At 39.8% G+C, this 14,603-nt stretch carries 16 protein-coding genes and 1 pseudogene; 10 read left to right on the top strand and 7 right to left on the bottom strand.

All coding sequences use genetic code 11. The annotated features are described in order from the left end of the window. Positions 1 to 27 precede the first annotated feature (27 nt). On the bottom strand, positions 28 to 228 hold the full coding sequence (locus HMPREF9957_RS04010) for a helix-turn-helix transcriptional regulator (RefSeq protein WP_000040971.1): 201 nt from the start codon (positions 226 to 228) through the stop codon (positions 28 to 30). 212 nt (positions 229 to 440) lie between these two features. Between HMPREF9957_RS04010 and HMPREF9957_RS04005 the strand changes: the two genes are divergently transcribed. The 7 genes from HMPREF9957_RS04005 to HMPREF9957_RS03975 all read left to right on the top strand — a co-directional run bounded on the left by HMPREF9957_RS04005 (position 441) and on the right by HMPREF9957_RS03975 (position 7,208). After that, complete coding sequence (locus tag HMPREF9957_RS04005; RefSeq protein ID WP_001080837.1) at positions 441 to 998, top strand: helix-turn-helix transcriptional regulator; 558 nt, start codon at positions 441 to 443, stop codon at positions 996 to 998. Between the two features lie 118 nt (positions 999 to 1,116). After that, on the top strand, positions 1,117 to 2,583 hold the full coding sequence (locus HMPREF9957_RS04000) for an ATP-binding protein (protein ID WP_000431497.1): 1,467 nt from the start codon (positions 1,117 to 1,119) through the stop codon (positions 2,581 to 2,583). Positions 2,584 to 2,701: 118 nt separating this feature from the next. Then, complete coding sequence (locus HMPREF9957_RS03995; RefSeq protein WP_000704667.1) at positions 2,702 to 3,868, top strand: tyrosine-type recombinase/integrase; 1,167 nt, start codon at positions 2,702 to 2,704, stop codon at positions 3,866 to 3,868. A gap of 160 nt (positions 3,869 to 4,028) precedes the next feature. Further along, a complete protein-coding gene (locus HMPREF9957_RS03990; RefSeq protein WP_000815623.1) occupies positions 4,029 to 4,973 on the top strand; it encodes a magnesium transporter CorA family protein in 945 nt (314 codons plus the stop codon). Between the two features lie 11 nt (positions 4,974 to 4,984). After that, positions 4,985 to 5,662 (top strand): DUF1129 domain-containing protein, encoded by a 678-nt coding sequence (locus tag HMPREF9957_RS03985; protein WP_000078012.1) that lies wholly within the window; start codon positions 4,985 to 4,987, stop codon positions 5,660 to 5,662. 142 nt (positions 5,663 to 5,804) lie between these two features. After that, positions 5,805 to 6,839: a S66 family peptidase gene (locus HMPREF9957_RS03980; RefSeq protein WP_000626027.1), complete on the top strand. Its 1,035-nt coding sequence runs from the start codon at positions 5,805 to 5,807 to the stop codon at positions 6,837 to 6,839. 105 nt (positions 6,840 to 6,944) lie between these two features. After that, positions 6,945 to 7,208 carry a SemiSWEET family transporter gene (locus tag HMPREF9957_RS03975; RefSeq protein ID WP_000166114.1) on the top strand — a complete coding sequence of 88 codons (264 nt, stop codon included), beginning with the start codon at positions 6,945 to 6,947 and terminating at the stop codon, positions 7,206 to 7,208. Between the two features lie 84 nt (positions 7,209 to 7,292). On the opposite strand, the gene HMPREF9957_RS03970 is transcribed toward HMPREF9957_RS03975, so the two are convergent. From HMPREF9957_RS03970 to mutL, 3 genes are read right to left on the bottom strand one after another with little or no spacing between them, the layout of a single operon-like run. Next, positions 7,293 to 7,856, bottom strand: coding sequence for a DNA-3-methyladenine glycosylase I (locus tag HMPREF9957_RS03970; RefSeq protein WP_000166612.1), 564 nt, complete (start codon positions 7,854 to 7,856; stop codon positions 7,293 to 7,295). A gap of 9 nt (positions 7,857 to 7,865) precedes the next feature. After that, positions 7,866 to 8,459, bottom strand: a complete 594-nt coding sequence (ruvA, locus tag HMPREF9957_RS03965; RefSeq protein ID WP_000273415.1) for a Holliday junction branch migration protein RuvA — start codon at positions 8,457 to 8,459, stop codon at positions 7,866 to 7,868. Between the two features lie 15 nt (positions 8,460 to 8,474). Further along, positions 8,475 to 10,424, bottom strand: a complete 1,950-nt coding sequence (gene mutL, locus HMPREF9957_RS03960) for a DNA mismatch repair endonuclease MutL (RefSeq protein ID WP_000018195.1) — start codon at positions 10,422 to 10,424, stop codon at positions 8,475 to 8,477. Between the two features lie 206 nt (positions 10,425 to 10,630). Here mutL and HMPREF9957_RS03955 point away from each other — a divergent pair, with 206 nt between their 5' ends. The 3 genes from HMPREF9957_RS03955 to HMPREF9957_RS03945 all read left to right on the top strand — a co-directional run bounded on the left by HMPREF9957_RS03955 (position 10,631) and on the right by HMPREF9957_RS03945 (position 13,004). Then, a complete protein-coding gene (locus tag HMPREF9957_RS03955) occupies positions 10,631 to 11,071 on the top strand; it encodes a LytTR family DNA-binding domain-containing protein (protein ID WP_000861971.1) in 441 nt (146 codons plus the stop codon). Beyond that, positions 11,068 to 11,526 (top strand): DUF3021 domain-containing protein, encoded by a 459-nt coding sequence (locus HMPREF9957_RS03950; protein WP_000743982.1) that lies wholly within the window; start codon positions 11,068 to 11,070, stop codon positions 11,524 to 11,526. The genes HMPREF9957_RS03955 and HMPREF9957_RS03950 overlap by 4 nt, the downstream gene beginning before the upstream one ends. Positions 11,527 to 11,741: 215 nt before the next feature. Further along, on the top strand, positions 11,742 to 13,004 hold the full coding sequence (locus HMPREF9957_RS03945; protein ID WP_000075800.1) for an NRAMP family divalent metal transporter: 1,263 nt from the start codon (positions 11,742 to 11,744) through the stop codon (positions 13,002 to 13,004). A 179-nt stretch (positions 13,005 to 13,183) separates the two neighbouring features. On the opposite strand, the gene nrdI is transcribed toward HMPREF9957_RS03945, so the two are convergent. From nrdI to HMPREF9957_RS12420, 3 genes and pseudogenes are all read right to left on the bottom strand, one after another. Further along, complete coding sequence (nrdI, locus tag HMPREF9957_RS03940; RefSeq protein WP_000849611.1) at positions 13,184 to 13,654, bottom strand: class Ib ribonucleoside-diphosphate reductase assembly flavoprotein NrdI; 471 nt, start codon at positions 13,652 to 13,654, stop codon at positions 13,184 to 13,186. A gap of 77 nt (positions 13,655 to 13,731) precedes the next feature. Then, positions 13,732 to 14,268: an ABC transporter permease gene (locus tag HMPREF9957_RS03935; RefSeq protein WP_000729038.1), complete on the bottom strand. Its 537-nt coding sequence runs from the start codon at positions 14,266 to 14,268 to the stop codon at positions 13,732 to 13,734. A gap of 60 nt (positions 14,269 to 14,328) precedes the next feature. Then, positions 14,329 to 14,523, bottom strand: a pseudogene (locus tag HMPREF9957_RS12420) (helix-turn-helix domain-containing protein); the annotation flags it as partial. Between the last annotated feature and the right edge of the window lie 80 nt (positions 14,524 to 14,603).

The raw sequence follows: 14,603 nt of genomic DNA, 5'->3' as shown, positions 1-14,603 counted from the left end.
GTAGTATTGCGATAAGTTTGCTCCTTTCTAGCTATAAAATAGTTCATCTATGGTTATATCTGATTTGATTTCTGCAACCATTGACTTAATCGCTAGGCGTTCTTTGTCATTGAATGGCGTTTTACCTAATTCTTTGTTGTTGTATGACTGCAAAGAAATTTTTAGATTGTCCGCCATTTGTTGCTGAGTTAGTCCTAACATAACCCGATAGCCTCGTAGTTTGCTCATAGGTTTCCCCCTTTCTAAAAAATCCCCCCTCCATGAATAGATTGAAAGTGTGAAAGGTTGGAGAGGGAAAAATTGATATAGTTTTCTATATCCTGATTTTTATTATATATAGTTTTTTATTACTTGTCAACAATATTTTTAAAAAATATATAGTTTTCTTTGATTTTTTAAAATCTCTTGTGTATAATCAACTATGAAAGGTAACGAAAATTATGAATAGATTGAAAGAATTGCGAAAAGAAAAAGGTCTGACTCAAGAAGAGTTATCCAATGAAATAGGTACTACTAAACTAACTATTTCAAATTGGGAAAACGAAAAGCACTCTATTGGATCCGAAAAGGCTAAACTGCTAGCCGACTTATTCAATGTATCCGTTGGATACTTGTTAGGGCACAGTGAGTATAGAGACAGCCAAGAAGCAAGTTATCAACTTTACCAAAAGGATCCCGATGATCCAAATAACCATGTAAAGGCTAGGGTTTATTCTATTCTTGGAGATGATTTAATGAAGGTGCTGGAAGAGCGATATATAACTGGTCATGATGAGCCTGATTATTCTAATCTTACTTCATTCTTATCTGCAGTAAATCAGCTTTCATATACAGATGAAGAAGAGTTATTACTAAATTATGGAATACTCCCTAAGGAAGATAAAAAGATAATAAAGAATCTGGTTTCTGATATGGCTGAAAAAGTAAAAATGGCTATTAAGATTAAGGAGGAACAAAAGAAAGAGAAAGAAAAAGAACCATGGAGGAAAGGATTCTAAACCCACGCGCCACAATGTTCAACAATCCTGAAGCGCGTGGAATTTACTTAGAAAATAAAAATTAGTTGATTTAACAACGTTTTTAGCCTACTTGGAATTTACTTGGAAAATAAAAATTATGGAAAATAGAGATTCAGAAAAATTATTAAAGTTATTAACTAAAAATGAAGATGAAATTATTGAATATAAAGTAAATAATAATGATCATGAACGTATAGGTAAATATATATCGGCTTTGGCCAATTCATCAGCAATTTTAAATCGACAATTTTCGTACCTAATTTGGGGCATTGATGATGATTCAAAAGAGATTGTTGGCACAAAGTTCTACCCAAAAACTGAAAAACATGGTGGAGAACCATTTATTACTTGGTTAGAAAGAATGCTAGACCCTCGTATTACAATTCGGTTTGAAGAATACGATATTGATCAAAATCATGTTGTCGTTCTAGTTATCCATATGAATGCTGGTAGACCTGTTGCTTTTGGAGGTAATCGATATATCAGAAGCGGATCATCTTTAAAAAATTTAAAGGATTATCCTGAAAAAGAAAGAGAGTTGTGGAAATCCTTTGAGGCACGATCATTTGAAAAAGAATATGCAAAAACTGCATGTACATTTGATGAAATCAAAGAATTACTTGATGTTAATTCTTATTTGAAAATGTTAGGCCACTTTGTCGGTTCAACTGACGAAGAAATTATTACTCATATGATAAACGACGGTATTGTAGAACCTTCTGGGAAAACCTTTAATTTGACCAATATGGGGGCATTTACTTTCGCAAAAAATCTTAAAAACTTTGAAAATCTATCATCACATGCTTTAAGAGTAATCAGATATAATGGTAATAATAAACTCAGTGCAGTAGCCGATAATACAGCGAGTAAAGGAGTTGCTGTTGGTTTTGATGGTTTGCTAAAATTTATCAATAGTCATTTGCCTAGAAAACCTGAGACATTAAAAGAAAACGGACAAATAACCTCTGATACGGATTATCCCCCTCTTGTTATACGTGAGATTGTTGCAAATCAAATAGTGCATCAGGATTTTTCTGTAAAAGGGAGCTCACCAATAATTGAAATCTTTGATAATAGAGTAGTATTTACAAATCCTGGTTCCCCTCTTAATCGTCCAGAAAGATTGCTTGACATGCCTCCATACTCTCGAAATGAAGATTTAGCTAATCTATTTCGAAAGATGCATCTGGTAGAATCGCGTGGTAGCGGTATAGACAAGATTATATTGACTCTTGAATTAAATCACTTACCTGCTCCCGATATCACTGCAAAAGATAATTATACTGTCGTTACTTTACATCAACGACGAACAATCCAAGAAATGGGTAACAGAGAAAAAATAAATGCTATTTATTATCATTCCGCCATACTCTACATTGAAGATGATTATATGACAAATAGCACACTTAGAGAAAGATTTGGATTGACAAATAAACAATCATCCGTTGCCTCTAAACTCATTTCTCTTGCATTAGAAAATAATAAAATAAAAATCTATGATGAAAATGCTGGTAAAAAGAATATGCAATATATCCCTTACTGGGGCATTGGTTACAATGAATAATCTTAGCCAATCTCCCGAAAACCAATTAAAATAGGGGCAAACTATAAAGCCCTAGCATGATATAAAACCTTTTTGATAATGGCTTGCCTGCTGATGTATTTTAGAAAGGTTTATCATCATGAAAATAACTGAAGTTATAAAAAAAGACGGTAGTAAAGTCTATCGTGCTAATGTATATCTAGGAGTTGACCAGGTAACAGGAAAGAAAGTTAAAACTAAGGTAACGGGGCGGACACAAAAGGAAGTTAAGCAGAAAGCTACTCAAGAAAAAATTGCTTTTCAGAAAGCAGGATCTACTAGACAAAAGGCTAGCACCATAAAAAACTATCAAGAATTAGCCAATCTCTGGTTAGAAAGTTATAAGAATACGGTTAAGCCAAACACTCAAGGCAATGTTAGAAAGTTAATTGATAATCATATATTGCCTATCTTTGGGGCTTACAAGCTCGATAAGCTCACTACTCCACTTATCCAGTCCATTATCAACGAACTTGCTGACAAGACTAATAGAGGGGAAAAAGGGGCTTTTCTACATTATGACAAGATACACGCTTTAAACAAACGTATCTTACAGTATGGCGTAACCATGCAAGCGATACCGTCCAATCCTGCGCGTGATGTTGTTTTACCTCGTAACACTCAGAAAGCAAAGCGCCAAAAGGTAAAACACTTCGAAAATCAAGAAATAAAAAAGTTTCTTGGTTATCTCGATAATTTAGATAGCGATAGATATCGTTACTACTATGAGACAACGCTCTATAAGTTCCTATTGGCTACTGGTTGCCGTATCAATGAAGCTTTAGCTCTTTCCTGGTCTGATATAGATTTAGATAATGCCGTGGTACATGTTACCAAAACACTAAATCGTGATTTAGAAATTAATAGCCCAAAATCTAAGGCTAGTTATCGGGATATAGATATAGATCAAGCGACTGTTAGCATGCTGAAGCAGTACAAACTACGCCAAACTAAAGAGGCTTGGAAGATAGGGCAACGTGAAAGTGTAGTATTTTCTGATTTCATTCATGAGTATCCTAGCAGTTCAAGACTTAAAAGAAGATTGCAAACACATTTTAAGCGTGCTGACGTTCCTAACATTGGCTTTCACGGATTCCGTCACACTCACGCTAGTCTCTTGCTTAACTCTGGAATACCATACAAGGAACTCCAGTACCGCCTAGGTCATTCCACTTTATCAATGACCATGGATATATATAGCCACCTCTCAAAAGAGAACGCAAAAAAAGCAGTATCATTCTACGAAACTGCACTAAAAGCACTATAGGGGGAGCAAAAAGGGGAGCAAATTTAAAAATCAACATTTCAAGACAAAGTAAAAATCCAATAGCAACAGGATTTTTGTTAGATTTATTTTGAAAAAGGCCGATTTTGTAGTATAATAGTACGGTGTGAAAAAATCTGAAAAATGAGAAAGGATAAGGGATATGAAACAAGTTTTTCTCTCTACAACAACTGAATTTAAAGAGATCGATACGCTTGAACCGGGTACTTGGATCAATCTCGTTAATCCGACTCAAAATGAATCACTCGAAATCGCTAACGCCTTCGATATTGATATTGCCGACCTTCGTGCACCACTCGATGCGGAAGAAATGTCTCGTATTACCATTGAAGACGAGTACACCCTAATTATCGTAGACGTGCCGGTCACAGAAGAAAGAAATAATCGCACCTACTACGTAACCATCCCGCTTGGTATTATCATCACAGAGGAAACCATTATCACTACGTGTTTGGAACCACTACCGGTTCTTGATGTCTTTATCAACCGTCGATTGCGTAATTTCTATACTTTCATGCGTTCGCGTTTTATCTTCCAGATTCTCTATCGCAATGCAGAGCTTTACCTAACAGCCCTTCGTTCGATTGACCGTAAGAGTGAACAAATTGAAAGTCAACTGCATCAATCAACTCGTAATGAAGAATTGATTGAGCTCATGGAATTGGAAAAAACCATTGTCTATTTCAAGGCTTCCCTCAAAACAAATGAGCGTGTGATTAAGAAATTGACCAGCTCAACCAGCAATATCAAGAAATACCTTGAGGACGAAGACCTGCTTGAAGATACCCTGATTGAAACCCAACAGGCCATCGAGATGGCAGACATTTATGGAAACGTCTTGCATTCTATGACAGAGACCTTCGCCTCTATCATTTCCAACAACCAGAACAACATCATGAAAACCTTGGCCCTTGTGACCATCGTCATGTCCATCCCAACCATGGTCTTTTCTGCCTACGGGATGAACTTTAAGGATAATGAAATCCCCCTAAACGGCGAGCCGAATGCCTTCTGGTTAATCGTCTTTATCGCCTTTGCTATGAGTGTCTCGCTCACTCTCTATCTCATCCATAAAAAATGGTTCTAAGAGGAGTTCCTATGTCTCAGATTGATCTACAAAAATTAACTAAGAAAAACCAAGAATTTGTCCACATCGCTACCCAACAATTCATCAAAGATGGAAAAACAGATGCTGAAATCAAGGCTATTTTTGAGGAAGTTATTCCCCAAATCCTTGAAGAGCAAGCCAAGGGTACGACTGCTCGTTCCCTCTATGGCGCACCAACTCATTGGGCTCATAGTTTCACTGTCAAGGAACAATATGAAAAAGAGCATCCAAAAGAAAATGATGATCCAAAACTCATGATTATGGACTCAGCTCTTTTCATCACTAGCCTCTTTGCCCTCGTCAGCGCCCTCACAACTTTCTTTGCGGCAGATCAAGCTTTCGGCTATGGATTGATTACCCTCCTCTTAGTTGGACTGGTTGGTGGATTTGCCTTCTACTTGATGTACTACTTTGTTTACCAATATTATGGACCAGATATGGACCGCAGTCAACGTCCACCTTTCTGGAAATCTGTACTAGTTATCCTAGCTTCTATGTTCCTTTGGCTACTTGTCTTCTTTGCAACAAGCTTCCTACCAGCTAGCTTTAACCCAGTACTTGCTCCATTGCCACTAGCTATTATCGGAGCAGTTCTCCTAGCCCTTCGCTTCTACCTCAAGAAACGCTTGAACATTCGCAGCGCAAGTGCAGGACCAACACGCTATTAAGAAGAATGATAAAAGCAACTGCAGATGCGGTTGCTTTTTCACGGCTCTTTCTTGATTTAAAAGCATTCTTCTGAAATCCCACATAGCTCTATCTAATCTTTTGTGATAAAATAGGCTCAATCTATTTCTAGGAGGATAAAATATGATTTCTACTATTGGTATTGTTAGTTTATCTAGTGGCATTATCGGAGAGGACTTTATCAAACACGAAGTGGACTTGGGTGCCCAACGTCTCAAGGACCTGGGACTCAATCCTATCTTTTTGCCCCATTCGTTAAAAGGCTTAGACTTTATCAAGGACCATCCCAAAGCACGTGCAGAAGATTTGATTCATGCCTTTTCTGACGATAGCATCGATATGATCCTATGTGCCATTGGTGGAGACGATACCTATCGCTTGCTACCTTATCTTTTTGAAAATGACCAACTCAAAAAGGTTATCAAACAAAAAATTTTTCTTGGCTTCTCGGATACAACCATGAACCATCTCATGTTGCATAAACTAGGAATCAAGACTTTTTATGGTCAATCCTTTTTAGCTGACATTTGTGAATTAGACAAGGAGATGTTGCCCTATAGCCTTCACTACTTCAAAGAATTGATTGAGACGGGAAGAATCTCAGAAATTCGCCCTAGCAATGTTTGGTATGAGGAAAGAACTGACTTCAGTCCCAAGGCTCTGGGAACATCTCGTGTCAGTTATGCCAATACCGGTTTTGAGTTGTTGCAAGGAAATACCCAATTCGAGGGGAAAATCCTCGGCGGTTGCCTCGAATCCCTCTACGATATCTTTGACAATTCTCGATACGCAGATAGCACAGAGCTCTGCCAAAAATACAAACTTTTCCCTGACTTGTCAGACTGGGAAGGAAAGATCCTCTTGCTAGAGACAAGCGAAGAAAAGCCTGAACCAGAAGACTTCAAAAAGATGTTGCGGACTTTAAAGGACACTGGCATATTCGCGGTCATCAATGGACTCTTGGTCGGAAAACCTATGGATGAAACTTTCTATGACGACTATAAAGAGGCACTATTGGATATTATTGACAGCAATATCCCGATTATCTATAATCTGAATGTCGGCCACGCAACTCCAAGAGCCATTGTTCCCTTCGGAGTCCACGCCTATGTAGATGCACAGGAGCGAGTCATTCGCTTTGACTATAACAAAAAATAAATAGTTTCTCTATTTTTGTGCTTTTGTATTCGTTTTCGTTACAATTTGTATCTGAATTTATTGCATTTCGCTAATTTCTATGTTATCCTTTTGAAGGAGGTGTATATGACAAAACAAAAAATTAATCGAATCGTAGGTTCTATTGGTGCCTTTATTGGAATTATAGTATTTATTGCCTACATACCTCAAATTATCGCTAATTTACAGGGAAATAAAGCTCAACCATTTCAACCTTTATCAGCTGCTATATCTTGCTTAATCTGGGTTATTTATGGATGGACAAAGGAACCTAAGAAGGATTGGATACTAATCATTCCAAATTCAGCTGGTGTTATTTTAGGTGGAATCACTTTTTTGACTTCACTCTAACAAATCTAATAGTATATATAAAAAGCTGGGAAAAATTTCTCAGCTTTTTTCTATATTCTCAAATATTCTAGTTACCTATACTCACTAATTGCTGCTTTTCCACTCACAATCGTTCTCATGGTCATCAACCAGGCCTGCTGCTTGTAAAAAAGACAAGACGGCGACTGGGCCTGTGAACTTGAAGCCTCGTTTTTTGAGATCTTTGGCTAATTTCTCAGACAAGGGTGTTTTAGCTGGGGCTTGGCGGTAATCGGGAACATCATTGACGATCGTTTTCCCCTCAACAAAGGACCAAAGATAGGCATCAAAAGAGCCATATTCTTCCTGTAGTCGTAAAAATGCTTGGGCGTTAGCGCGTGTAGCAAAAATCTTGGCTCTATTTCGGATGATGGCTGGATTATCCAGCAAGGCTTCCAATTCGGTGTCGGTCATCTCTGCGACCGCTTGAATTTGATAGCCATGAAAGGCTTCTCGGAAAGCTTGGCGTTTGTTTAGTACCGTTTCCCAAGACAGACCAGCCTGATAGGTTTCCATACACAACAACTCAAACAATGCTTGGTCATCATAGAGAGGCTGCCCCCACTCCTCATCATGATAGGCAATGTAGAGCTGATTGGTCATCTTGACCCACGAACAACGTTTTGTCATGTTCTGCTCCTATTTGACCAACATTTTAAGGGCCGACTTGATATAGTTCTCAGCTGTATCTGTCGTTCCTTCAAAGAATTTCTTGATTTTCTTGAGCTCGGTTGCCTTGTAGCCCAGAGCCAACATGGCTTCCATGGCTTCTTCTAATTCTTGGTTTTCAGCGCTAGCTTGCACTGCGACCTTGGCAGGAAGGTCATCTCCTGCAACTACTACCTTGCCTTCCAAGTCTAGCACCATCTGCTGGGCTGTTTTCTTACCAATTTTAGGGAACTTGGTCAAGTAGGTGATGTTCTTGGTTTCGATGGCTTGAACCAAGCCAGCATTGTCATCAGCAGCGATAATAGCAAGAGCTGATACAGGACCAATCCCAGATACCGAAATCAGACTGAGAAAGAGCTTTTTCTCATCTTCTGAGCGAAATCCATAAAGCAGATGGGCATCCTCACGCACAACCTGATGCACATAAATTTGAGCCTCTTGATTGATCTGTCCCGAGTAAGCATAGGGATTGGCCACATGCAGGATATAACCGATACCGTTGGTTTCAAGAACAATGTATTTAGCAGTAATTTTGGTAATGATTCCTTTTAAATATTCGTACATAGTTTTCCTTTTAGTTTAATATTTCCCCAACTCACGAAGACTGGTGTGATTTTCCTGAATGCGTCGGAACATCTTTTCCATATCCGACTTGGTGAAGTGCACCAAAACAGGACGTCCGTGGGGACAGTTATAGGGATTGTCACATTGAGAAAGCTGATAGAGGAGTTGCCTAGCTGAGTGGTCATCGATACGGTGATTGGCCTTAATAGACCGTTTGCAGGACATCATGATAGCCAGCTCTGCTCGGTATTTCTTGATAGAAACTTCCTTGGTCAAAAGGAGCATGTCGCACATTTCATAGATGCCTGATTCAATCTCTTCTTCTGCCATCCAAATAGGATGTTCACGTAAAATAAATTGATTTTCCCCGTACTCTGCTAGAAAGACACCCACTTCCTCTAAGAGAGGCATTCTTTCCTTGAGACGAAGGGCATCATCCGCTGGAAATTCAAAGATATAGGGCACTAGGAGTTGCTGTTGACTTTGGTCAACATTACCAATGCTTTCACGATACTCCTCGTACTTGACCCGTTCCTGAGCCGCATGTTGGTCTATGATGTACAGCCCATCTCGCCCTTGGGCAAAGAGATAGGTTCCATGCATTTGCCCGAAAAATTCCAACTCTGGAAAGCTTGAAGATTCTTCTCGCTCCAGCTTGTCATAAGCCTTATCCAGACTGGTTAAATCTAGCTCTGGGTGATCTAGCTGGTCGTAGTTAGCAGGCTTTCTCTCTGCAAAATGCAGTTTTGCTGGCTTGGTCAGCTGATCCAAGGTTTCCTTGGCAAAGAGGGTTAGAGCCTGTCCTTCATCAGTCAATTCTACCTGATAATCAGCCACCTCAGCTTGACTAGGTCTTGTCGGCTCAGTTTTCTCATAGTAGAGCGTATTTTCTTTGAGTGGGAGAATAGTTTGCTCCACCTTCTCACGATTGCGCACAGTCGATTTGGCAAGATTTTCTAAGGCATCTGGTATCAAGGTTTGTTCCTTGAGACTATTGGAAATAGCTTCTGAAACCAGGGTCATCAGTTCTTTTTCCTTGGAAATCCGCACCTCTTGCTTGGTTGGATGCACATTGACATCCGCTAGATAAGGGTCAATATGAATGTGAATGACAGCTAGTGGAAAACGGCCTACCATGAGCTTACTTCCGTAACCATCTAAAATAGCACGATTGAGTAAAAAGTTCTTGATATAACGGCCATTGATGAAGAGACTGATATAGTTGCGATTAGCCCGAGTCAACTCAGGCAAGGACACAAAACCTGAAATTTCGAAATCTAGGTCAGAATTTTCAATTTCAATCATCTTCTTAGCACTCGCCAAACCGTAAATCCCTGCGATAGCTTGGCGCAATTGACCTGTTCCCGCTGTTCGCGTCATTTCCTTGCCATCACTAATCAAGCTAAAGGAAATCTCAGGATGGGCCAAGCCCAAACGGTTGACAATATCAATGATATGAGACAGCTCTGCTTGCTGGCTCTTCATATACTTGAGGCGGGCAGGCGTGTTGAAAAAGAGGTCCTCCACACAAACCTTAGTCCCCACAGGACTAGTCGCTGGGATGACTTCTTCAACTTCACCCCCACGCGCAACGAGCTTAGTCCCATGACTCGCACCATCCACTGCTGTCAACAGAGTCAGTACACTGACAGACGCGATAGAAGGCAAGGCTTCACCACGAAAACCAAGCGTCCGAATCCGAAAAAGATCTGCCTGATTTTTTATCTTACTGGTCGCATGACGACGCAGGGCCAATTCCACCTCATCGTGGGCAATTCCATGACCATTATCTGTGATTTGAATCTTCTTGAGACCAGCTTCCTCAATCTCAATGATAATCTGACTAGAGCCCGCGTCAATGGCGTTTTCTACCAGCTCCTTAACAACGCTAGCTGGACGCTCGATAACCTCTCCAGCTGCAATCTGGTTTGCCAGCACCTCTGGCAATTCAATAATATGAGACATCTTTCAGCCCCTTTCTGTATCTGTTTTCCTAGAAATTGATTAGTGCTATTATACCATATTTCAGATAGGACAGAAAAGCAAGCACCACATAGGAGCCAAATCCCTCCACATAGACAAAGTCCCTTGCAAGGGGCTGAAAAATAGTGTTTAATAAAGGTGTACAAGAAGTGATCACAATTTTGTATGAAAAACAAGGAGAGAAATTTATGAAAGTAGAACTACAGATTAGTGAGACTTACGAAGAGGAAAAGTTGATTGTTCAAGCACCTCAGCCCACAGATAAAGTCCAGAAAGTCATCGAGTTTGCAGAAAATCTTGACCGAAAAGAAAAAATCAAAGGAAAAATCGATGATCAGGTCTATCTCGTTGAGATTGGTAAGATACAACGCTTCTATATCGAGAATCGGAAGGTTCTAGCAGAAACGGCGAGTCAGACCTACAACATTGATTTACGGCTCTATCAAGTCCTTGAACTCCTGCCAACCAATTTTATCCAAATTTCCCAATCAGAAATCATCAATATCGACTCCATCTCCCATCTCAAGCTTACGCCCAACGGCCTGGTAGAAATTTTCTTGAAAAACGAAAGCTTCACCTACTCTTCACGCCGTTATCTAAAAACCATCAAGGAGAAATTAGAACTATGAAAAAACAAATCTTCCACGACGCAGCTACTGGTGTCCTCATCGGCCTCATCCTCTCTATCATCTTTTCACTCATTTATGCACCGAGTACTTATGCCCCACTGAATCCCTACTCTCTCATCGGCCAAGTGATGGCTCAGCATCAGGTTCACGGTGCCCTGGTCTTGCTCTACTGTACACTTATTTGGGCAGCTATCGGTATGCTCTTCAACTTTGGCAACCGCTTATTCAGCCGTGACTGGAGCATGCTTCGTGCCACTCTGACTCATTTCTTCCTTATGCTGGCTGGCTTTGTCCCACTAGCAACTCTGGCAGGTTGGTTTCCTTTTCACTGGATCTTCTATCTCCAACTCATTATCGAGTTTGCGATTGTCTATCTCATTATCTGGGCTATTCTCTATAAAAGAGAGGCTAAAAAAGTAGATCACATCAATCAACTCTTAGAGCATAGAAAGTAAGAAACTCATAATAAGCGAATCCGAGAAAGAAACTTCTCGGTTTTGCTTTACCCTGCTGTACCTTGCTATCATAGCAGTTATTTTCAGATCTTCTTTGTAAATTTTCTGTAATTTTCTATCTTTTTTCAAAATATTCTTGCATTTTCCCAAAGTTTTTTGTAGAATATAGATTACATATCCAGATTATTCTGAAAATTCAAAAAGGAGCATCTATCATGTCGCAAGCTATTTCGTTAAATCAATCAACCTGGACAAGTAAACTAAAAGCAATGGGGCCTGGAATCCTAATGGCTTCTGCCGCTGTTGGCGGTTCTCACATTGTATCTTCTACTCAAGCTGGTGGTTCTTACGGGTGGTCTCTACTTCTCTTGGTCATCTTAGCCAATGTCTTTAAATATCCATTTTTCCGTTTTGGTGCTGAATACACCGCTGATACTGGAAAGACTTTGGTTGAAGGTTATGCCGAAAAAGGAAAACTCTATCTCTGGATTTTCTTTATCCTCAATATCTTTTCGGCTATGGTCAACACAGCTGGTGTCGCCATCCTGTGCTCAGCTATCATCGCCAGTGCCTTTCCAATGATTGGACTTAGCATCACTCAGTGGTCCCTCATTCTCGTTGCAATCATTTGGGCTATGCTACTCTTCGGAGGCTACAAACTCTTAGACGGCATGGCAAAATGGATCATGTCAGCTTTGACCATTGCAACTGTTCTTGCAGTTATCATCGCGGCGATCAAGCATCCAGAATACAGCTCTGATTTTGTCGAAAAAACACCTTGGCAAATGGCAGCTCTACCTTTCATCGTTTCCCTCTTAGGGTGGATGCCGGCTCCTATTGAAATTTCAGCTATCAATTCACTTTGGTCTGCTGAAAAGAAAAAGACCGTCAACTTTAACACAGAGGACGCTCTATTTGACTTTAACGTTGGTTACATTGGAACAGCTATCCTAGCTGTGTTCTTTGTAGCACTGGGAGCACTGATTCAGTATCCTACAGGGCAAGCAGTTGAAGCTGCTTCAGCCAAATACATCTCTCAATTCGTGGGCATGTATGCCTCTGTTCTTGGCGAATGGTCCCGTTACTTGATTACCTTTATTGCCTTCCTGTGTATCTTTGGAACAGTTATTACTGTTATCGATGGCTATTCTCGTGTCAATCAGGAATCTCTCCGACTGCTAATCAGTCAAAAAGAAGACAATCGTAAATCTTTGAACATCTGGATGACCATCACTGCTATCATCGGTATCGTCATTATCAAGTTCTTCGCTGGTCAGGTTTCAACCATGCTCCGCTTTGCTATGATTGGTTCTTTCCTGACAACACCATTCTTCGCTCTTTTAAACTACGCCTTGGTAACGCGTGAAAACAAAAATCTTCCTTCTTGGCTCAAACACCTTGCCATTGCAGGATTGATTTTCCTCTTTGGCTTCGCCATCTTCTTTATCTACGCACTCGCAATCGGAAAAGCAGGATAATCGACAAAGCGCGAGATGAAGATAAGGTTTCATTTCAAGAGAAAATTCAGCAAATATTTCTATGATAAAAAGCATAAGAACAAGGTTTTGAAGACCTGAACTTATGCTTTTTTACGTTCTCAAAGACTGCTTATACTCAAAAAGCAGTTAGCAAATCCCAACTGCCTCTTATAACTACCTTAATTCTCTCTTTCCAACTCATACAAATCTGCGATAATAGCTGCGACATGTTTGATATCTCCCAGCATACCTCGCATTTCAAAATCAGCCAAGACAGGGAAACCAAAACGTTGACTGTATTGCTTGGCTGTCAGGCAGTATTGGTTATTAAAGTTACGATTTCCTGAACCAACCACACCAAAACACTTACTAGCATTGTCACCATAGGCGATAAAATCCCCAACGGGTGTCGTCAAAATCTCAACATCTCCGTTATCAACGCCATTCCCACCTTCGAGATAGGTCGGCAAAAAAGCGACATAGGGATGGTCCATTTCATAGAAATCTTGGCCTTCCTTGACCAAATCCTTGATATGAATCTTTTGAACCTCAATTCCCTCGTACTGGGACAAGAGATAGTCTTTCAAGCGCGTCACAAAACTTTCAGTGTTGCCACTCAAACTAATATAAACTAAAGAAATTGTCTTCATATGTACCTCCATGATTTTATTTTTAATCGAAAAAGAACTACCAAGATTGTAACTTGATAGCTCTTTTTTGTCAATACTTAAGCAACTTCTTCTGTTTCCTCTTCTGCCAAGGCTTTCTGTTGTCGCCACATCTTATAGAAGACAAGGGCTAGGAAGAGAATATTGATGACGATATAGAAAATGCTGACAGCTTTTGAACCAATACTCATTGTCAAACGCATAGTCTCATCTTGAACCAACTGCACAGCGTCCTGTAAACCAACATAGCCATAAATCGAACCGATAATAGCTAACAAAACATAGCCAACATAAGTATAGTTTGCATATTGCAAATTCTTACGAATAAGGAAGACAATCGCTACTACAACTAAAATAGCAGATAGCACAATCAAAGCAACATTAAAAATAGAATGAGATATTTCTGCCACTCTATAGCTATAATTAATGCTATCTTCTACCTGCTGAGCACTGACCCCTGCAACCTGTTTCTGAGCGGCAGCGGAACGAAGGACTTCTTTGCTAGGTATGGGACCCAACATTCCAAACAGAGATGAAACTGAAATAAGAGCAGACAAGATTAGCAAGACCCATAGATAAATCGGTTTCTTTTTCATGATAGAACCTCCTGATGTTATTATTGATATTATAGCACCTTTTGTAAGGGAATACAAGTCTTATAGTATAGTTTCTACCTGTTTTCGGTAGGCTTTGGGAGACTTTCCGCACAATTTTCGAAACACTTTATAGAAATATCCAAGGTTACTGTAACCAACAGCATAACAAATATCTTCGATACTGTCACTGGTTGAAAGCAAGAGCTGCTGGGCGGCCTTAATACGTTGTTTGTTTAGTAACTCTGCGAAACTTGACTTGATACCTTCAAATTCCGAAATACCTGACTATTAACATCTTATAAACTACTAATTAACTTCGATGCTGTGTCCCATTT

The organism is Streptococcus mitis SK1080, from assembly GCF_000220085.1.
Taxonomy (GTDB): Bacteria; Bacillota; Bacilli; order Lactobacillales; family Streptococcaceae; genus Streptococcus; species Streptococcus mitis_K.
The sequence above is the reverse complement of the archived record's forward strand: the minus strand, read 5'-3'. Positions and strand labels throughout refer to the sequence as shown.

Excerpts from the sequence above, each read along its gene's own strand:
- mutL (WP_000018195.1), bottom strand. The coding sequence starts at position 10,424 with ATGTCTCATATTATTGAATTGCCAGAGGTGCTGGCAAACCAGATTGCA.
- HMPREF9957_RS03995 (WP_000704667.1), top strand. The coding sequence starts at position 2,702 with ATGAAAATAACTGAAGTTATAAAAAAAGACGGTAGTAAAGTCTATCGT.
- HMPREF9957_RS03975 (WP_000166114.1), top strand. The coding sequence starts at position 6,945 with ATGACAAAACAAAAAATTAATCGAATCGTAGGTTCTATTGGTGCCTTT.
- HMPREF9957_RS04005 (WP_001080837.1), top strand. The coding sequence starts at position 441 with ATGAATAGATTGAAAGAATTGCGAAAAGAAAAAGGTCTGACTCAAGAA.
- HMPREF9957_RS03990 (WP_000815623.1), top strand. The coding sequence starts at position 4,029 with ATGAAACAAGTTTTTCTCTCTACAACAACTGAATTTAAAGAGATCGAT.
- HMPREF9957_RS03945 (WP_000075800.1), top strand. The coding sequence starts at position 11,742 with ATGTCGCAAGCTATTTCGTTAAATCAATCAACCTGGACAAGTAAACTA.
- HMPREF9957_RS03950 (WP_000743982.1), top strand. The coding sequence starts at position 11,068 with ATGAAAAAACAAATCTTCCACGACGCAGCTACTGGTGTCCTCATCGGC.
- HMPREF9957_RS03985 (WP_000078012.1), top strand. The coding sequence starts at position 4,985 with ATGTCTCAGATTGATCTACAAAAATTAACTAAGAAAAACCAAGAATTT.
- HMPREF9957_RS04010 (WP_000040971.1), bottom strand. The coding sequence starts at position 228 with ATGAGCAAACTACGAGGCTATCGGGTTATGTTAGGACTAACTCAGCAA.
- HMPREF9957_RS03955 (WP_000861971.1), top strand. The coding sequence starts at position 10,631 with ATGAAAGTAGAACTACAGATTAGTGAGACTTACGAAGAGGAAAAGTTG.
- HMPREF9957_RS03970 (WP_000166612.1), bottom strand. The coding sequence starts at position 7,856 with ATGACAAAACGTTGTTCGTGGGTCAAGATGACCAATCAGCTCTACATT.
- HMPREF9957_RS03935 (WP_000729038.1), bottom strand. The coding sequence starts at position 14,268 with ATGAAAAAGAAACCGATTTATCTATGGGTCTTGCTAATCTTGTCTGCT.
- ruvA (WP_000273415.1), bottom strand. The coding sequence starts at position 8,459 with ATGTACGAATATTTAAAAGGAATCATTACCAAAATTACTGCTAAATAC.
- HMPREF9957_RS04000 (WP_000431497.1), top strand. The coding sequence starts at position 1,117 with ATGGAAAATAGAGATTCAGAAAAATTATTAAAGTTATTAACTAAAAAT.
- nrdI (WP_000849611.1), bottom strand. The coding sequence starts at position 13,654 with ATGAAGACAATTTCTTTAGTTTATATTAGTTTGAGTGGCAACACTGAA.
- HMPREF9957_RS03980 (WP_000626027.1), top strand. The coding sequence starts at position 5,805 with ATGATTTCTACTATTGGTATTGTTAGTTTATCTAGTGGCATTATCGGA.